The organism is Yoonia sp., assembly GCF_965660735.1.
Classification (GTDB): domain Bacteria; phylum Pseudomonadota; class Alphaproteobacteria; order Rhodobacterales; family Rhodobacteraceae; genus Yoonia.
Genome location: NZ_CBFIBD010000010.1, coordinates 1 through 16,778, shown reverse-complemented (window position 1 = coordinate 16,778; position 16,778 = coordinate 1). Strand labels below are relative to the sequence as shown.

Here is a 16,778-nt window from a genome sequence, read left to right as displayed (position 1 = left end):
GCGCCCTCCTGCTCAGGCCGGTCCGCCAAACCCGTGCATCCGCCGGGCCCATTGAATACCCACAACCATCCCCTTGAGCCGGGGCAGCAGAAACAGCGACAGCCCCACAGCCATCACGGTCAGGACCGTCGCCATGACCAGCGGATCGGGCCGGAACTGGACCCACATGAAGTGGACGGCAAAACCAATAATGTGGCCGACAACCAGAATCGTCAAATACGCCGGGCCATCATCGGCGCGGTGGTGGTGTAGTTCTTCCTGACACACAGGACAGGTCTTGGCGACCGACAGGTAGCCATCGAACATCATGCCTTCGCCACAGCTGGGACAGCGCCGGCGCAAGCCACGCATGACTGCCGGCTTGGTGGGCCGTTCGTCGGTCAATGTTTGAAGATTGGACATCAGAAAACTCCGCTTATCCCGATCACATGGCGTATCCTGACAGAATTTAAAAGGGGCAGGGGCATATTTGCGTCGGCTTGTCGCAAGAGGCGCAAATTTTTCAAAGATCGGCGACGGAACCTTGCAGGCCATCCGTTCAAGCAGGGTCAGCGGCGAACAACCCGCGATAAAAACAAATGAGGACCGAACATGAAAACCACGATCTTGCTAACAGCCCTTTTGTCGGGCGCCATGATGACGGCAGCCGCGGCGCAGGGTGCCGGCCACCAGAACCGCCCCGATTTCGCGACACTTGATCTGAACAGTGATGGGGGCGTGACAATGGAAGAAATGCAAGCGCAAGGACAGGCCCGCTTTACGGCCGCTGATACTGATGGTGACGGCGCGCTGTCCGTGGCAGAAATGACGGCTGCGGCGCAGGCCCGCGCCGGCGCGCGGGCAGCGCAGATGCTCGAACGCCTGGATTCAAACGGAGACGGCCTGTTGCAGCAGGCGGAAATGCAGCCACGCGGCGGCGCAAGGCTGGACCGTATGTTTGCCCGTCTTGACGCCGACGCGGATGGCATGATCAGCGAAGCCGAATTTGCGGCCGCACAGGACCATTTCGGCGGCGGCAAGGGAATGCATCGGGGCGATGGTCATGGACCACGCGATCGTGGATAAACGGGAATGCGGCAGGGGCCGGCGACGCCCCTGCCGATTGCGCGATGCAGCAGCAGGAGATAGCACGGTTCAGGATGATAGCTGCGCCCGCCACCACTTTGCCAATCCCGGACGATGCGCTTTTGCTAGCCTTCGCCAATGGCGATCCGCATGCGGCGCGTGAACTGTCCGTGCGGCTTTTGCCGCGGGTTCTGGCGCAAGCCACGCGGATGCTGGCCGACGCAGCCGAGGCCGAGGATGTGGCACAAGATGCGATGATGCGGCTCTGGAAAATTGCGCCAGACTGGCGGCAGGGCGAAGCACAGGTCAGCACGTGGCTTTATCGTGTGGTGGCCAACCTTTGCACTGACCGTCTGCGCAAACGGCGGGGGAAGACATCGCTTGATCAGGTGGCGGAACCCGTGGATGACACGCCAGGCGTCACTGTGATGATGCAGACGCAATCGCGGATGCGGGCGTTGTCGGACGCGCTGGGGCAATTGCCCGAGCGACAGGCACAGGCCGTCGCGCTGCGCCACCTGGAAGGGCTGGCGAATCCCGAAATCGCCATGATCATGGACATCAGCGTGCGGTCCGTGGAAAGTCTGACAGCGCGGGGCAAACGGGCCCTGACCGACATATTGGGGACACGCAAGGCTGAACTGGGGTATGAGGATGACTGACGAAAAAGACGATATGCTGGATGATCTCTTTGCGGTGGCGCGCATGCAGACCCCGCAGCCCGGTGATGCGTTGATGGCGCGGGTGCTGGCAGATGCCGCAGGTGCTCCGGCACCGCAGCGCGTGGTCGATCATCCGGGGCTATGGGCGCAGCTATGCAATGCGCTGGGCGGATGGCCTGCGGTCGGGGGGCTGGCGGCGGCCACGGTGGCCGGGATCTGGGTCGGTGTCGCGCCCCCGTCCAGCATTGAGAATCTGGCGACTTCCGTCATTGGCGACACGATGACAGTCAGCCTTTTCACGGTGGATGCGATGTATGATGTCGGGGATTTTGCGGATGGATAATGACAACCTGACCAGGCCGGGACCGTCGCGACTTTGGCGTGCGGTGCTGGTATTATCGCTGGCGTTCAACCTTGCCGTTATCGGGATGGTCCTGGGGGCCGGTTTATCGGGGCGTTTCGGTGATCGGCCACCGCGCAGTTTCGATTTCGGGCTGGGGCCGCTTGCGCGCGCGCTGGAGCCATCCGAGCGGCGCGCGATTGGCGGTGCGATGCGCCGCGACGGGGCGCTGCGCGCTGTTGATCTGCGGGGCAATGCCCAAGAGGTGATCGCAGCATTGCGGTCCGACCCGTTCGATCCGGTCCGGCTGGAAACAGCGATGGCGGCGCAGATGGCGCAGACGGCCATGGTTCAGCGCAGCGCGCAAGAGGCGCTCTTGCGACAAATCACGGCCATGTCGCCGCAAAGGCGCAACGTCTTTGCCGATCGCCTGCAACAAGAATTGTCACATGCGCATGATCGACGCGACGGGCGGTCAGGCCGCTGATCTTGTCATCGCAACCTGGTTGCGCCCTGCGGATTTTGCAGCATAAAGGGCGGCGTCGGCCTGATCGCACAGTAATTTTATCTGGGCAGGCTCCGACTCGCAGCGGCCGCTGACGGCAACGCCGACCGAAACCGTAACCCGTAGCGGTGGCACATGTGAGTCGAGTTCAAACGGCCTGCAATTGACCAGTCGGCGCAGCCGGTTCGCCGCCCGTTGTGCCTGTGCGGCGGTTGTGCGGGGCATCGCGACAAGAAATTCCTCGCCTCCGATGCGGGCCACAAGATCGATCGCACGCAGGTTTTCACGCAGCCGGTTTGCCATTTGCACCAACACCTTGTCTCCGGCGGCGTGGCCGTGGGTATCATTGATCAGCTTGAAGTGGTCGATATCAAGCATCATCACAGCCAATTCTGCCCCCGACATGCGTGACTGTTCGGCCAGTGGCGGCAGATGCGTGTCCAGATAGCGGCGATTGTAAAGACCTGTCAGCGGGTCCGTGACTGCGGCATGCAGGCCGTCGCGGACCATGTCGCGCATTCGGTCATGCATCAACTTGCGCCTGATCAGCGCGTGCGCGCGCAGCTTGATTTCGCCATCTGACGTATTTCGCGTGACGACGTCATCGGCCCCCAGATCCAGAAACATGGCTGCCAGATCTGGCTGATCAGGGGGGACAATGACCAACAGGGTGGATTGGCGCGTTTCCGTCCGTGAGTGCAGGTCAGACACCAGACCAAACAGTGCTGCCTCACCAGACCGGACTGCACTGGCATCTATGATGAAAAGATCGGGCGGGGGTCCAACCTCGACCTGTTTGAGCACGCAGTTCGGTTCAAGTTGCCGGATGTTCATCCGCAACTCACGTTGGAGCGCCCGGGTCATATCAGAAAATAACACGACATCTGTTGACAAGAGCGCCACATGCGACGCGGTTTCAAATGGTTTCGGTGCTTCCTGAAATCCGAGCGCGCGGCTGGTATTGTCGCGCAGCAGCAATTCCTGGTTTGCGCTGTGCGCCCGCAAAAGGCTGCGGATCCGCGCCATCAACAATGCATCATTGATCGGGCGCGGCAACACATCATCTGCCCCGGCATCAAGGGCCGCAAGCCGGGCGCGGGATGTATCGGCGACCCCGACTGCAATAATCGCGATCGCACCGGTTTTCGCGTCGGCCTTGATCCGGCGACAGAATTCATGCTGGTCTTCGACCGGGTTTGACAGATTCATCAAGATCAGATCGGGCCGGGTTTTCTCGATGATCGCCATGGCCTCTTGCTGGCAGGAACACGCATCGACCGCAAATTGCGCCGACAGCATTTTCACCTTCAAGACGATCCGGTTCGTTGCGATTGTATCAATGATAAGTATGCGACCGGACATGTCTTGATCCTTATGCGGGCAAGCTACCCTTTTATGCCTGTCAATGTCGCGTAGAATGGTTAAAAAACGGTTTCTGAAAGAATGAGGCTGCGAAATGAACGCTGATCAGGCACAGGTGATCGCATTGCAGGCGCTGGGTTGGCTGGCGGCAAACGATGATCTGTGCCCTGTTTTTCTGGGTGCCACAGGTGGTGCGATAGACGATCTGCGCGCCGGTGCGACGGACCCTGCGTTTCTTGCGTCGGTGCTGGAGTTCATCACAATGGATGACGCCTGGGTTGTGGCATTTTGTGACACCGCGGGGCTGGCCTATGATCAGCCCTTGCGTGCCCGCTATGCCCTGCCGGGGGCCGAGGCGGTGCATTGGACTTAAAGGTCGATGGCGATGATCCCGTCGGGGTCTGCCGCGCGGCTTTGGCACAAGATCATTTCATGGGCCTGCTGGGCCTTGGACAGCACGAAGTCGCGGTGTTCCACGCTGCCGCCGAGCACACCGCATTTGCAGACACCGCACAGCCCGTCGGCGCATTTGACATTCACGTGCATGCCTGCCGCAATCAGCGCATCCGATGCGCTTTGATTGGCTGCCACGGGTATCTTGCGCCCGTTTTTCAGGGCTAGTGTGAATGGGTGGTTTTCAAATTCAGGCTGTTCCGGCACGGCGAAATATTCAAGATGCCGCGCGTCCTCGGGAAAGCCGTTTTCGGTGGCGGCATTCATCACCCCTGCCATATAGGCATCTGGCCCGCAGGTATAAATATGCGCGCCTTTTGAATAGGTTGTGATTACGGGCAGGTCTGCGCGTGTGCCTTCGGCGCTGATATGCAGGTGCACTTGATCCGCCCAGGAGACCGTTTTCAGATCGTCCAGGAATCCCGCCTCGGACCGTGTGCGAAAACTGTAGTGCAGTGCGAAATCCGCACCGATCGCATGCAACCTATGCGCCATGGCGATCATCGGCGTCACGCCGATCCCCCCGCCCATCAGCAGGGTTTTCGGCGCAACCTCGATCAGTGGAAAATGGTTGATCGGGCGCGAAATGAACACCCGCCGCCCTGGTGTGAATATTCGGTGCATCAGTTTCGATCCGCCGCGTCCGGTATCTTCGCGCAGCACGGCGATCTGATAGGTGCTGCGGTCGGCGGGATCACCCGACAGGGAATATTGGCGAAAAAATTCAGGCGCCACGACAACATCGATATGCGCACCCGCCGTCGCAGGGGGCAGATCGCCGCCGTCGGGCTTGGCAAATTCGTATTTGGTGATCGCGTCGGTCATTCGTGTCACCTTGCGGATCACCACCTGCATGACTGGCGTATCGCCCTTGACGGGAGAATAGATATGCTCGGGCGGCAAGCCGTCGGCTCGTCGTTTGCGATGTTCGGTCGCGGGGATCATCGCAGCATAGGCGGCGATCCCGGCCTCGCGGTCCATCGGGTAGGGCCAGGGATAGGGCGGCGGGGCCAGCGGTGCGGGATAGACGGCCAGCGTCTGATCCTCGAATCGCAGTGACAGGTCTTTTTGCAGGTTACGCTTGTTCACCGGATGACGGGACGGGCGATAGGCGCCGTCGTCCTCCATTTCCAGATCCCACCACCATTTCTTGACAGGGTTGATCGCACCTTTGCCAAGCTTATCATCCAGTTTGGCCAGCGCCTTGGCGGCTTGAGGGACAGTCATGGCCAGCTTGCGAAACGGGGCTTCGGCGAACAGCCCTTCCAGGTTCCACGGGCAGGTCTTCATGCAGCGCCCGCACATCGCGCCGTTTTTCTGGCTGACGCGGTATGTCGTGCATTTCTGGCTGTCGGATTTCCAGATCTCGTAGCCGTTGAACATCAACTTTGGCCCGGCGGTAATCGCCCCGCTGGGGCATTCGCGGGCGCATTTGTTGCAAGCCTCACAGAACCTTTGCAGGCCGAAATCAATCGGCTTGTCATGGGTCATCGGCATATTGGTTGTGACCACACCGGATTTCAGGCGCGGGCCAAGGAACGGGTTCAGGATGACCTCGCCGATCCGGCTGACCTCGCCCAGCCCCGACAGCAGCAACAGCGGCGGATGCAGCACCTCGTCATCCATCACCGAATGGACGCGGGCGGTGTAGCCAAGGTTGCGTATGTGTTGCGCGATAACCCCGCCCAGCAGGGAAAACCGCAGATAGGCGCGCATCGATTGCGCGCAGGCGATCCAGTCATCGCCGGATGCGCCCTCCATCGTTTCATGGCCCTGGTCGATGATCATGGATATCGCATTGGTGTGGTAGGGCGTGATCGGGTCGCCCGCCGCATCATGACTGTAATACGTCCAGTCGGGGCAGGCCGACAGGCCCACCGCATCGACACCAAGAAAATAAAGTGCAGCCTTGATATCCTGCGCGGTTATTTCGGGTTTGACTGTGTTTTTTTGCTTTGCTGCCGCGCCATCCTGCAACAGGACAAAGGCCCCTAGCGAAGGGCGAAATGCAAAGGCGGCCGCGGACTTGCGCACATAGTTGCCGTTCTTCGCCGCCTCTTGCACCTGCTTGCCCATATCGCCGAACAGCCCGCGCGCAAACAGGTTGGCCCGTTTGGGCACCCGCGCCACGTTGGGCCGGTCGATATACGTTGTGGGGTCATCCACCCGCTTCAGCGTTTCAAACGGGTGCGGACCCGCCGCGAAATCGCGCCGCGCAAACGGGTCGCGGGTGCGGGCCGATCTGGCGTGCGTGCCCAGCCCGCTGCGATAGCTGGGGGGTGGTTTCTGACCCGGCGCAAGCGGTTGATCTGCAGTCAGCGACAGTGTTGTCGTGATTGCGGCCAAACCGAAACGGTCACCTGTAAACGGGTTGAGCAACAGCCCGTTTTCCAGCGTCACCAGCCCCGCCTGCACTGCCAATGCGCCCAGATGCATATCACTGGCGGCCATGGAATGGGCGCGGGCATCATGGCCCAGCGTCCGGATATAGCTGGCCAGCGTCACGGCGGTTTCCGCACCCCGCAGGCAGGCGCGATGATCCAGCGCATCCTGTATCCAATTGGTGCCCGGCTCATCCGCGCGCGGCGCACGCGGGTGGTCATACAAGAATACCAGCGCGTGGGTGTGGTGGCGGCAGTCGGTCGGAGGCGCGGCCATGTTTTCACGCAGGCCCGCCATGATCACGTCGATACCCGCGGCCAGCGTTTTGGGTTGCATATTGCGCAGCTTGTCGGCCAACCGGTCAACATCGGGGTTGGTGATGGGCGTATCCAGCCAAGCGGCATCCGGGATCAGACAGGTGCCGACCATGCTGGCATCGCAGTAATACCCGAATGCTTTCAGATGGTTGGCGCGTTCGGTCGGATCATCGGGAATTTCGGCCATTTCCCGTTTGACCAGCCCGTCGCGGGTTGCGTCCAGCATCGCCTGATACTCTTGCATTGCGTTCACGATGCTGCGGGGGTCATCCGGGCGGCGGAATGACAACCCTTGCATCGGGGGCAACCCCGCAAAACCGGCTTGCGGTTGGCGGACCAATGCCTCAAGCGGGAAAGGACCCAGATGCATGGGACGGGAACGGTATGAGCGGAACTTCAGCATGTCGTTGACACCGTCTGCGCGACGGGTTCCGGTGTCAATGTGGACAATGGCAGGGCAGGCATGATCAAGGGCATCATCTTTGACAAGGACGGCACGCTGTTCGATTTCAATGCGACCTGGGGTGCCTGGGCGCGGCTGATGTTGCAGGCTGAGGCGGGCGATGATCCGATCTTGTTCACAGAACTGGCGGATGTGCTTGGATTTGACGCAGCCAATGATCGTTTCCTGCCCGGCAGCGTGGTGATTGCGTCAACCGTCGATATTGTGGCCGATCATATCTGTCAGGTGATGCCGCATCTGTCAAAACCCCACCTGATCGCGCGAATGAACGCGGGTGCAGCACAGGTCGCCCAAGTCGAGGCGGTGCCGTTGGAGCCCTACTTCACCGGCTTGCGGGCCCGCGGGCTGCATCTGGGCATTGCGACCAATGATGCCGAAGCCCCTGCGCGCAAGCATCTGGAACGGGCCGGTGTGGATGCGCATTTCGATTTCATCGCAGGCTATGACAGCGGGCATGGGGCAAAACCGGGGCCCGGGCAGCTTTTGGCCTTTGCCACGCTGACGGGGGTTGACCCTGTTCAATGCGTGATGGTGGGCGACAGTCTGCATGATCTTGATGCCGGCCGTGCGGCTGGCATGCGCACCATCGGCGTGTTGACCGGCCCGGCGCAGCGCCCTGAACTTGCGCCTCATGCTGATGTGGTTTTGGATACGATTGCCGAAATTCCCGGCTGGTTAATGGCGGAAAACCTGATCTGAAAATCCGGCAAGGGCTGCTATAAGTCCAGCCAGATCGTCACCGGCCCGTCGTTCGTCAGGCGCACAGCCATATCCGCGCCGAATGATCCGGTTGCCGTCGGGATGCCAAGTGCGCCCATATCCTGCACGAATTGTTGGTATAATGCGCGCCCCTGATCCGGCTTTGCCGCCTGCGAAAACCCCGGCCGGTTGCCGCGCGAGGTATCGGCGGCCAGCGTGAACTGGCTGACGATCAGTGCAGCACCGCCTGTATCGGCCAGCGACCGGTTCATTTTGCCCGCATCGTCCTTGAAGATGCGCAGCTTGCTGATCTTGGCGGCAAGAGTGGCAGATTTCCCCGCATCGTCGCCCTCCATCGCGCAGACAAGGATCAGCAAGCCCGGGCCGATTTCACCGATCACCGCACCGTCCACAGTGACGGATGCCTCTGTCACCCGCTGTATCAGCGCCCTCATAGTTCGGACGCCCAAGGCGGGTTTGCGCCCGCACGGCTGACGGTGATTGCAGCAACCCTGGCCCCAAAGGCCGCCGCATCAGCCAGATCGTCAAGGCTTGCGTCGTCCATCTTGTCTTTTGTCAGGTGGCCCTTCGCCTGCATTCGCGCCAGAAACCCCGCGCTAAAGGTATCGCCGGCGCCAACCGTATCGACCACATCGGCCTTTTGCGCGGGCACTTCGACGGTGCCATCGGGGGTCAATACCGTAACCCCGTCACTGCCACGGGTCAGCAGGATAATCTGCGCTGATGTCGTGTCAAACAGCGCCCGCGCATCCGCATTGCCGGTGATCCACGCCAGATCTTCGTCCGATGTCTTGATGATATCGGCAACCCCCAGCAGCCGGGACAACCGTGTGCGATAGGCGGCTTCGTCGGCAATGAAAGAAGGCCGGATATTTGGGTCGATCATCGTGATGCAGTCCGGGGCCGTGCGCAGCATCAGCGTTTCATACGCGCTGGCACAGGGTTCCACCATCAGGCTGATTCCACCAAAAAACAGGGCATCAGCCCGCGTTTGTGGCAGCTCATCTGGCGTCAGCATCCGGCCGGCCGTATTTTCATCGTAAAATGCATAGGATGCATGGCCATCGTTCAGCGTCACGAACGCCAGCGTCGTGGGCCGGTTACTGATCGCGGCGGGCGTGCTGTCGACACCGGACGCGGTCAGCCCGTCGCGCAGGATGTCCCCAAACAGATCCGACGACAGACCCGAAAAGAATTGCACCGGCGCGCCCAGCCGACCCAAGGCAACGGCCGTGTTGTAAACCGACCCGCCCGGATGAGGGGCAAAGGCGGCTTCGCCCGCCGCAGTCTGCCGTGGCAGCATGTCGATCAAGGCTTCTCCGCAGCACAGGATCATGATTTTTCCCCCGAAATTACTGGCTGTTAGCGATAACAAATCCTGCGATAGCCGCAAGGATCGCCCCGATCAAGACCGCAAATGCAATCTTCCATACAGACCAGGGCCGTTCACCCTGCACCCGGCCTGTGCGCCCGTTGACCACAAAACGATAGGTTTGCCCCCGGTACTTATAGGCGGCCAGCCAGACGGGCAGCAGGATATGCTTGAAGGTGACATCGCTGATGGTGGTCTGCACATCATGCACGCGCTGTTCATCGCCACCGATGTCGTATTTGCAATCGCGCAGGATCATCCGGTCCATATACTGCCGCGCCTCGCTGAAACCTTCGGCCAGTTCCACCTGATAGCCTTCGGCGCGGAACCCGGCCAGGTATTCAGGGTTGTAGGGTTCCAGCGCGGAAAGATCCCAAGGTTCCAGCCCGTCGGTATAGCGTTTGGGCAGCGACCGCGATGCCAGCACCAGCACATCATCAAAAAACCGCGCGACGCGCCCCGATGCGGGCCGCCAGCGCGTATTGCGCACGCGGACCTGTCGGCGCTTGCCGTCGCGGATCACCGTTTTGGTGGTGTAATAATGCGTGCCGCGCTGGCCGGTATAGCGGCTTTGCGTGTCGGCATCGAACGTCCAGTAGGGCACATAGATACCGGACATCCGCCGGCCCTTGCGGGCATAATCCCGCAAGCCGTTGGGCGCAAACCAAAGGCTGCCCAGCCAGTCCGACATCGCCTTGCGCGCCGTGCCTTCGTCTAGGGCAAAGGGCAGCAGGCCGCGCGGTTTGATATGGCGATGGGTGCCTGTGTCGGTGACGACAGGGGTTGCACAAAAGGGACATTCCGCAGCGTGCGTGTCGGGATCGAATTCGAAACTGGCCCCGCAATTGGGGCATGTGACCGTGCGGGTTTCCTCGATCTCGGCCTCGGCCAGCCGGTTTTCGATCGCACTGCTGAAATCCAGTTCCCTAATGCCGCCAGCGGCGCGTTTTGTCGTTTCGATCGTTTGGATGTTACCGCAATGATCGCAGATCAGCCGATGCGTGCCGGGGTCATAACGCAGGTCGGACCCGCAGGCATCACAGGGAAAGTGATGTTCCGCGATTGGCGATTCGGGTGCTGTGGGCGCGTCGGTATCCATGCACCATCATTAGCAACGCATCCCGCGCTGCGCCATGGCGGGATCACAGGAACCGGTGCAGGATTTTGGGTGCCATGATCCGCAGCGCATTGTCACGCAGCCGAAAGTGACGCCAGATATGAAAACTGGCATGCGCCGCGACGATCGCGCCCAGAAGGTAGAATTCATAGATATGGAATTTTCCGATCAGGTGGTTCAGTTGCGGCATGTCCAAGGGCGGCGCGATGGGCAGAAACCCTCCGGCCTTTAGCACGCGGTTTGCGGTCAGCCCCAGCAGGAAACCCGTGATTGCGACCCCCCACAGGCCCCATATGATCGCCGTATTCAGCAAGCGGTGCAGCACCCGTGCCCGTGGACCCAATTTCGGGCCCGGACGCCCGGCAAGCCCACGGCGCATATGGTCGGCCATCCAGATGAGTGAAAGGGTCACAAAGACCAACGCAAGGATCGAATGAAACTGAAACGCCGCCGGGCCAAGCGGCACCACATCGTCCGGCGTGACCACGATGAACCACACCAGCAGCGGGATCATCGCGCCGTGCATCACCTTGAGCCACGTGCGTCGGTGCGGCAAAAGCCGGTGCAGGTTGGCAAGAATATGCGATCCTGGATAGGTCATACCCTAGATACGCGGCAGCGCAGGTTTTGGTTTCAAAGGAATTTATGCATGAAACGCGGGCTCATCACGCGCAAGGCACCATCGTTCAGCGCAGTATGGCGCCAGAAATGAAACAACCCGTGAAAGGTTGATGCGACCAGCAGGACCAGCAGCGCGTTCCACGCCCAGCCCAGTGGCGACAGGTCCAGCAGTGCGGTCAGGTTCAGCACCGCCGCGATGCCGACAAGTGCATACATGCCCCGATGCTGTGCCGCAAAGGTCTGGCGCAGGCTGCCTTGCAATTTTGGCCCCGGTTTTGCCAAGACACCCCGCGCAACGGCCAGTCCGACCCACAGCGCGGCGGATATGACAAAAACCCAGCGCAGAGCGGGGGCCGCGCTGCCGCCCTTGATCATGGCCAGCACCAGCATCAGCAGCGACCAATGCAACAAGATCGTCAGGCTGCGACGTGTCATGCGCCGGGCGGCGGCGGTGGCATCACCGTGAACAAATGCGCCAATTCGGTCACGTCCTCGGCCCGCATCCAGCCGTCCTGCCCTTGGGTCCAGACCATACTGTCACGGTGCAACGCGCCCTCGGTCACTTTGCGGCCCATTGCAGCCTTGGAAAACGGCCCCGAAACCTCACCGCCAAGGGCGATATGCCAGACATGTTCAACCGGTGGTGGCGGCGGTGGGGGGGCAGCAACAGCGGGGGCCGCGCCCCATGGCCCCGGATGGGCCATCTGCCCGGCCATCGCCATGCCCATGCCAGCGCCCAGTCCGGCGGCCATGCCACCGCCTGCGGGGTTGTTTGCGGCGGCGGTCATCGCCTCGGCGGCTGAATATTGGGTGAATTTGCCCAGATCACCGGCCAGTCCCATCGATGTGCGTTTGTCCAACGCCGCCTCGACCGCGGGGGGCAGGCTGATATTTTCGATATAAAGCTCGGGGATGCTTAGCCCGTATTGATGCATCACAGGGTCGATTGCCGTTGCCACCAGTTTGCCCAGATCGGCGGTGTTTGCAGCCATATCCAGCGCGGGAATACCGGACGCGGCCAGCACGCGTGAAAATTCCTGCACGATGATATTGCGGATTTGATAGCTGATTTCGTCCATGGTGAATTCGCCGTCGGTGCCGACGATTTCACGCAAGAACAGCGCCGGGTCCGCGACCTTGACCGTGTAAGTGCCATAGGCCCGCAGCCGGGTTGGGCCGAATTCGGGGTCGCGCAGCATGATCGGGTTCTTGGTGCCCCATTTGAGGTTTGAAAACCGGGTAGTGTTGACGAAATAAATTTCCGACTTGAAAGGGCTTTGAAACCCGTGATCCCAATGCTGCAAGCTGGTCATGATCGGCAAATTGTTGGTTTCAAGCAGGTATAGCCCCGGCGTGAACACATCTGCCAACTGGCCCTCATGCACGAAAACGGCGGCCTGACCTTCGCGGACGGTCAGTTTCGCGCCATATTTGATTTCGTGGCCTTCGCGTTCGAACCGCCAGACCATTGTGTCGCGGGTGTTGTCCGTCCAGTGAATGACGTCAATGAACTGACCGTTCAGAAAATCGAAAATGCCCATGTCAAAGTCTCCGTTCAAAGTGTCTGGGGGCAGGGTGGACCATCAACTCGCCCCTCCTGCCAAAAGATCCCGCGCGATCTGGCGCGCGATTGGTGCTGCGGTTGCGGGCGACATGCCAGGTTGCAGCCGCCGGTCATACAACATCCGTATCAGCAGTTCGTCGTGGCGGGTCAGCAATGCGAATTCTTCGTCATCATTAAAGATGGACGGGCGGGCGACAGGACTGTCATTGGCCAACCCCATCCCTTGGGCCAGTTCCTCGTGGATGCAGGCAGATCGCATCAGGTTGGGGTGTTCGGCCCGGATCAGGGCAACCGCCTGCCGATAGGTGGATTGACCCGGCTCGAACGTGCCGATCACAAAGCAGAGCTGATCGCGGGGCAGGTTGATGACAGTCCGCACAGTGGCGTCCGAGATATTCGGGATAATCCGGCGCAGTTCATCTTCGAACCCCAGGCGGTCGTCTTCGCCCAGAAAATACACACTGAAATTGGGGTTTTCGTCATCCATGCTGATTGGAATTCCGCTGAGCCGTGACAGGCGGGCGGCGTAACTGCTGACACTGGCGCGGTCCATATCGCGCTGGAGCAGCGGCACGGTATCACCGAATTGCACAGACATGCGAATGGGTTGATCCCAGCGGCGCAGTTTCGACAACGTGGCGCGGGGGGTCAGGAAATCGCTGTCGTCACGATATTCGTTGAACAGCGCGATACGCACGAAATTGCGCGCGAGCAGTGTATCGGTAAAGGGGGTGTCTGACCCGCCGCCGTCACCGCGCAGCAAGCCTTGGGTCAGCAGTTCGTTCTGAAGCCGCTGGTAATACCGCGCGAGTTCCTCGCTTTTCGCGCTGGGGGCGGCGACGGTCGGTGATGATGCCGGGGGCGTGGTGCCGCTTGGCACGGGGGGGGTCGGTGCCGGCATACGCGCCGCGGTGAACCCGTTGCAGGCCGCCAGCAAGGTCAGGCAGGCACAGATTGCCACGCTGCGTGTCATGCCGACCGTCCCCATGACCGATTACTCGCCGCCGGCGGCGCTGCCGATGACTGTGCTGTCGCTGGTTCCCCGCGCCTTTGCCGAGGCCAGCGTTTTCTTGAGTTCGGCTTCCATCTTTTGCAGTTCGACTTCGGCTTCTGCGCGCTTGCGTTTGCCCTCATCGGCAATCTCGAGGCTTTCGTTGATGGTGGCAATCAGGTTGGCGTTGGCCTCTTTCACTGCGTTGATGTCAAAGACGCCGCGTTCCATTTCGGTGCGGATGACCTTGTTTGCGTCGCGCAGGTTCTGGGCATTCGCGGTCAGCAATTCGTTGGTCAGATCGTTCGCATCGCGCACGGCCTCGGCCGCTTCGGCGCTGCGTTGGATCGTGACGGCCTGTGCCAGTTGCGTTTCCCAAAGCGGCACCGTGTTGACCAGCGTCGAGTTGATCTTGGTGACAAGCGACTTGTCGTTTTCCTGAACCAGCCGGATCGAGGGCAGGGACTGCATCGTCACCTGCCGCGTCAGTTTCAGGTCATGCACCCGGCGTTCCAGATCGTCGCGCACGCTGCGCATGTCGCGCAATTCCTGTGCCTCCATGACCGCATCGCCTTCGGCAGCCTTTTCCACCTCGGCCTCTTTGGCGGGGATGGTCTGGGTGTCCATCTCGGTGATCTTCGCCTCGCCGGCCGCGATATAAAGCGCCAGTTCATCGTAGAATTGCAGCGTCTTGTCATACAGCATGTCAAGGCTTTCAATGTCTTTCAACAGCACATGCTCATGGCGCAGCAAATCGTCGGTGACGTGATCGATCTGGCCCTGCACCTCTTCGAAGCGGGCCGCAAATTTGGCCATTGGTGCGGCGCGCCCCAGCAGTTTTTCCCAGAATGTCCGATCGCGGCGCACATCCAGTTCGGACACTGAAAAACCGCGAATTGTGGTGACAATACTGCGCAGGCTGTCCCCCGCTGGGCCGACATCCTTGTTGCGCACCCCGGCCAGCATGGATTGGCTGATATTCTGCAATTCGGCCTGCGCGGATGACCCGAACGACACGACAGATTTTGTATCGGTCACGTCAATTTCGGCCATCCGCTGTTTGATGGCGTTGCTGGTCGATGTGTCGGCGTCATCCAGCGTGACCAGTTCGCCCTTTGGTTCGGGCAGCACGGCGGCGGTGACTTTTTCAACCTCGGCAAGGGCGGCTTCGGCCTTTTGGCGGATGGTGTCGGACATGTTAATTCCCCTTTGGTTTCAGGCTGACGCCTTCGCGCTGCAATCGGTCGCGCAAGACGTTGATTTCGATATCCATATCGCCACGGTCATCCAGCAGCATCTTTTCCGTGCGGGCGGCGAAATTCTGTTCCAGATCGTCCAGCAACGCCTCGTATTTTTCGCGCGCGGCGGGGTTTTGGGTGCGTCTGTAAAGGTCAACGAACTTGGTCGTCGCATCGCGCGCGCCCATCAGGTAGACGCCCAGATATTTGCGCGCACCCGTCAGGTCGCGGGGGTCTTCCTCGACCGTGCGGATCATACGGCGGGCGATGGTTTGAAAACCTGCGACGCGGATCTCCAGCTTGCGGTCGCCAAGGGTTGCGATCTGGGATCGCATGGCATCCAGATGTGCCTCGGCGGCGTCAACGACGCGGGCGACACGATCCTGCTGAAAGGTATCGACCCCTTCCATCCGTTTGTCCGTCATTGGATCAATGCCAAAGGCGGCCACATGCAGACCCAGCGCCGCCAGGCCATAGAGAGCGGACCCGATCAGCCCGCTGTCGCCGGTAAAGGCCGCAATCGTGACGCCAATACCCGTCAGCGCAGATGCCAGCATCTTGCGCGGGAGCGCCGGGCGACGCGCCACGCGGCGGGCATTATAGGCAGCCTCGGCGCGCAGACCTTCCTGCAAGAGCCACGCCGCAAGCGTCAGAACGCCACCACCTGCAAGGGCCGTGACAAGCGTTGTGGGCCCGTCGTTCAGCGATGTCAGAACCAGAACGATCGGCGGCAGGTAAAGCAGGCGCCCCCGCGAACCTGCCGCATGAATAGCACGTTCGTCCAACACCTGCGTGTGTTTGGTGTCGCCGTCGGGGCTGTATTTGCCGCCAAACCGTTTGGCCATCAGGCGGCCCCCAGCCAACCGGCACTGACGCCCAGCATCAAGAGAATCAGCACCGCATAGGCGATTTTCTGGAATGTGGCTGGCATCCGGTCCTCTTGCGTAGCGGTCGGTGGTAACGTCATCGCCTGTATTGTCCCCACCATGGCGGCGATTGCAATCAGAACCGCCGCTACAAGCAGAATTAGCAGGATCAAACGCAACATTTCATGACACTCCGCACTTGTTTTCTACGGTCAAGATAGGAAACATCCGCCCCGATTACGAGTTGTGAGGCCGCACCGGATGCGCCTTTGCAGGGCTTAGCCCTGACGCTTGCCACCTTTCGCTGCGGGCCGCCTGACCGGCTTGCGCACCCGCGTTGGCGTCAGCTTGTCAGACAGGCCTAACTGATCGCGCACAACGCGCTGTTTCAACTCCTCGACTGCACCGGGGGCCAGATTGCCCAGCTGGAACGGGCCATAGCTGACGCGGATCAGCCGGTTCACGGTGACGCCGATCGCCTCCATCGCGCGGCGGATTTCGCGGTTCTTGCCCTCGCGCAGCGACACGGTAAGCCAGGCGTTCGCCCCTTGCTGGCGGTCGAATGTCACGACCATGGGCTGATAGCGGGTGCCCTCAACCTCGATCCCCGCGCGTAACTGATCCAGTCGCGCCTCGCTGACGGATCCGTTGATGCGGACGCGGTAGCGGCGCAGCCAGCCAGTGCTGGGCAGTTCCAGCCTGCGTTTGACGCCACCATCATTTGTCAGCAGCAACAGACC

General features: G+C 60.9%; 19 protein-coding genes and 1 pseudogene. 6 read left to right on the top strand and 14 right to left on the bottom strand.

The window, feature by feature from the left end; translation table 11 throughout:
* Nucleotides 1-12: 12 nt before the first annotated feature.
* Nucleotides 13-402, bottom strand: coding sequence for a DUF983 domain-containing protein (locus tag ACTG4B_RS05995; protein WP_439154783.1), 390 nt, complete (start codon nucleotides 400-402; stop codon nucleotides 13-15).
* Between the two features lie 189 nt (nucleotides 403-591).
* On the opposite strand from ACTG4B_RS05995, the gene ACTG4B_RS05990 reads away from it, so the two are divergent.
* The 4 genes from ACTG4B_RS05990 to ACTG4B_RS05975 all read left to right on the top strand — a co-directional run bounded on the left by ACTG4B_RS05990 (nucleotide 592) and on the right by ACTG4B_RS05975 (nucleotide 2,554).
* Entirely contained in the window at nucleotides 592-1,065 is a 474-nt protein-coding gene (locus tag ACTG4B_RS05990) for an EF-hand domain-containing protein (RefSeq protein WP_439154782.1), read from the top strand.
* A 74-nt stretch (nucleotides 1,066-1,139) separates the two neighbouring features.
* Complete coding sequence (locus tag ACTG4B_RS05985; protein ID WP_439154781.1) at nucleotides 1,140-1,727, top strand: RNA polymerase sigma factor; 588 nt, start codon at nucleotides 1,140-1,142, stop codon at nucleotides 1,725-1,727.
* Nucleotides 1,720-2,070 (top strand): hypothetical protein, encoded by a 351-nt coding sequence (locus ACTG4B_RS05980; RefSeq protein WP_439154780.1) that lies wholly within the window; start codon nucleotides 1,720-1,722, stop codon nucleotides 2,068-2,070. The genes ACTG4B_RS05985 and ACTG4B_RS05980 overlap by 8 nt, the downstream gene beginning before the upstream one ends.
* A complete protein-coding gene (locus ACTG4B_RS05975; protein ID WP_439154779.1) occupies nucleotides 2,063-2,554 on the top strand; it encodes a periplasmic heavy metal sensor in 492 nt (163 codons plus the stop codon). The genes ACTG4B_RS05980 and ACTG4B_RS05975 overlap by 8 nt, the downstream gene beginning before the upstream one ends.
* On the opposite strand, the gene ACTG4B_RS05970 is transcribed toward ACTG4B_RS05975, so the two are convergent.
* Nucleotides 2,543-3,934 carry a diguanylate cyclase gene (locus tag ACTG4B_RS05970; RefSeq protein ID WP_439154778.1) on the bottom strand — a complete coding sequence of 464 codons (1,392 nt, stop codon included), beginning with the start codon at nucleotides 3,932-3,934 and terminating at the stop codon, nucleotides 2,543-2,545. The two genes, ACTG4B_RS05975 and ACTG4B_RS05970, sit on opposite strands and share 12 nt — an antisense overlap.
* A 94-nt stretch (nucleotides 3,935-4,028) precedes the next feature.
* Here ACTG4B_RS05970 and ACTG4B_RS05965 point away from each other — a divergent pair, with 94 nt between their 5' ends.
* The gene (locus ACTG4B_RS05965; protein ID WP_439154777.1) at nucleotides 4,029-4,307 is read left to right on the top strand and encodes a DUF3572 domain-containing protein; all 279 of its coding nucleotides are present in this window, start codon (nucleotides 4,029-4,031) and stop codon (nucleotides 4,305-4,307) included.
* Here the strand turns inward: ACTG4B_RS05965 and ACTG4B_RS05960 are convergent.
* A complete protein-coding gene (locus ACTG4B_RS05960; RefSeq protein WP_439154776.1) occupies nucleotides 4,304-7,489 on the bottom strand; it encodes a reductive dehalogenase in 3,186 nt (1,061 codons plus the stop codon). The two genes, ACTG4B_RS05965 and ACTG4B_RS05960, sit on opposite strands and share 4 nt — an antisense overlap.
* A gap of 60 nt (nucleotides 7,490-7,549) precedes the next feature.
* On the opposite strand from ACTG4B_RS05960, the gene ACTG4B_RS05955 reads away from it, so the two are divergent.
* Nucleotides 7,550-8,248 carry an HAD family hydrolase gene (locus ACTG4B_RS05955; RefSeq protein ID WP_439154775.1) on the top strand — a complete coding sequence of 233 codons (699 nt, stop codon included), beginning with the start codon at nucleotides 7,550-7,552 and terminating at the stop codon, nucleotides 8,246-8,248.
* Between the two features lie 17 nt (nucleotides 8,249-8,265).
* Here the strand turns inward: ACTG4B_RS05955 and dtd are convergent, their stop codons facing one another.
* From dtd to ACTG4B_RS05900, 11 genes and pseudogenes are all read right to left on the bottom strand, one after another.
* The gene (gene dtd, locus ACTG4B_RS05950) at nucleotides 8,266-8,703 is read right to left on the bottom strand and encodes a D-aminoacyl-tRNA deacylase (protein ID WP_439154774.1); all 438 of its coding nucleotides are present in this window, start codon (nucleotides 8,701-8,703) and stop codon (nucleotides 8,266-8,268) included.
* Entirely contained in the window at nucleotides 8,700-9,605 is a 906-nt protein-coding gene (locus ACTG4B_RS05945; RefSeq protein ID WP_439154773.1) for a carbohydrate kinase family protein, read from the bottom strand. Before ACTG4B_RS05945 ends, dtd begins: the two co-directional genes overlap by 4 nt.
* A 16-nt stretch (nucleotides 9,606-9,621) precedes the next feature.
* A complete protein-coding gene (locus tag ACTG4B_RS05940; RefSeq protein WP_439154772.1) occupies nucleotides 9,622-10,740 on the bottom strand; it encodes a primosomal protein N' (replication factor Y) - superfamily II helicase in 1,119 nt (372 codons plus the stop codon).
* Nucleotides 10,741-10,783: 43 nt separating this feature from the next.
* Complete coding sequence (locus ACTG4B_RS05935) at nucleotides 10,784-11,359, bottom strand: cytochrome b/b6 domain-containing protein (protein ID WP_439154771.1); 576 nt, start codon at nucleotides 11,357-11,359, stop codon at nucleotides 10,784-10,786.
* A 32-nt stretch (nucleotides 11,360-11,391) separates the two neighbouring features.
* On the bottom strand, nucleotides 11,392-11,814 hold the full coding sequence (locus tag ACTG4B_RS05930; protein ID WP_439154770.1) for a hypothetical protein: 423 nt from the start codon (nucleotides 11,812-11,814) through the stop codon (nucleotides 11,392-11,394).
* Nucleotides 11,811-12,920, bottom strand: a complete 1,110-nt coding sequence (locus tag ACTG4B_RS05925; RefSeq protein WP_439154769.1) for an SPFH domain-containing protein — start codon at nucleotides 12,918-12,920, stop codon at nucleotides 11,811-11,813. The genes ACTG4B_RS05930 and ACTG4B_RS05925 overlap by 4 nt, the downstream gene beginning before the upstream one ends.
* 42 nt (nucleotides 12,921-12,962) lie before the next feature.
* A complete protein-coding gene (locus tag ACTG4B_RS05920) occupies nucleotides 12,963-13,916 on the bottom strand; it encodes a DUF2927 domain-containing protein (RefSeq protein ID WP_439154768.1) in 954 nt (317 codons plus the stop codon).
* 21 nt (nucleotides 13,917-13,937) lie between these two features.
* Nucleotides 13,938-15,131 carry a toxic anion resistance protein gene (locus tag ACTG4B_RS05915; protein WP_439154767.1) on the bottom strand — a complete coding sequence of 398 codons (1,194 nt, stop codon included), beginning with the start codon at nucleotides 15,129-15,131 and terminating at the stop codon, nucleotides 13,938-13,940.
* 1 nt (nucleotide 15,132) lies between these two features.
* Nucleotides 15,133-16,017, bottom strand: coding sequence for a 5-bromo-4-chloroindolyl phosphate hydrolysis family protein (locus ACTG4B_RS05910; RefSeq protein ID WP_439154766.1), 885 nt, complete (start codon nucleotides 16,015-16,017; stop codon nucleotides 15,133-15,135).
* Complete coding sequence (locus tag ACTG4B_RS05905; RefSeq protein WP_439154765.1) at nucleotides 16,017-16,220, bottom strand: hypothetical protein; 204 nt, start codon at nucleotides 16,218-16,220, stop codon at nucleotides 16,017-16,019. Before ACTG4B_RS05905 ends, ACTG4B_RS05910 begins: the two co-directional genes overlap by 1 nt.
* A 96-nt stretch (nucleotides 16,221-16,316) precedes the next feature.
* A pseudogene (locus ACTG4B_RS05900) lies at nucleotides 16,317-16,778 on the bottom strand (pseudouridine synthase); the annotation flags it as partial.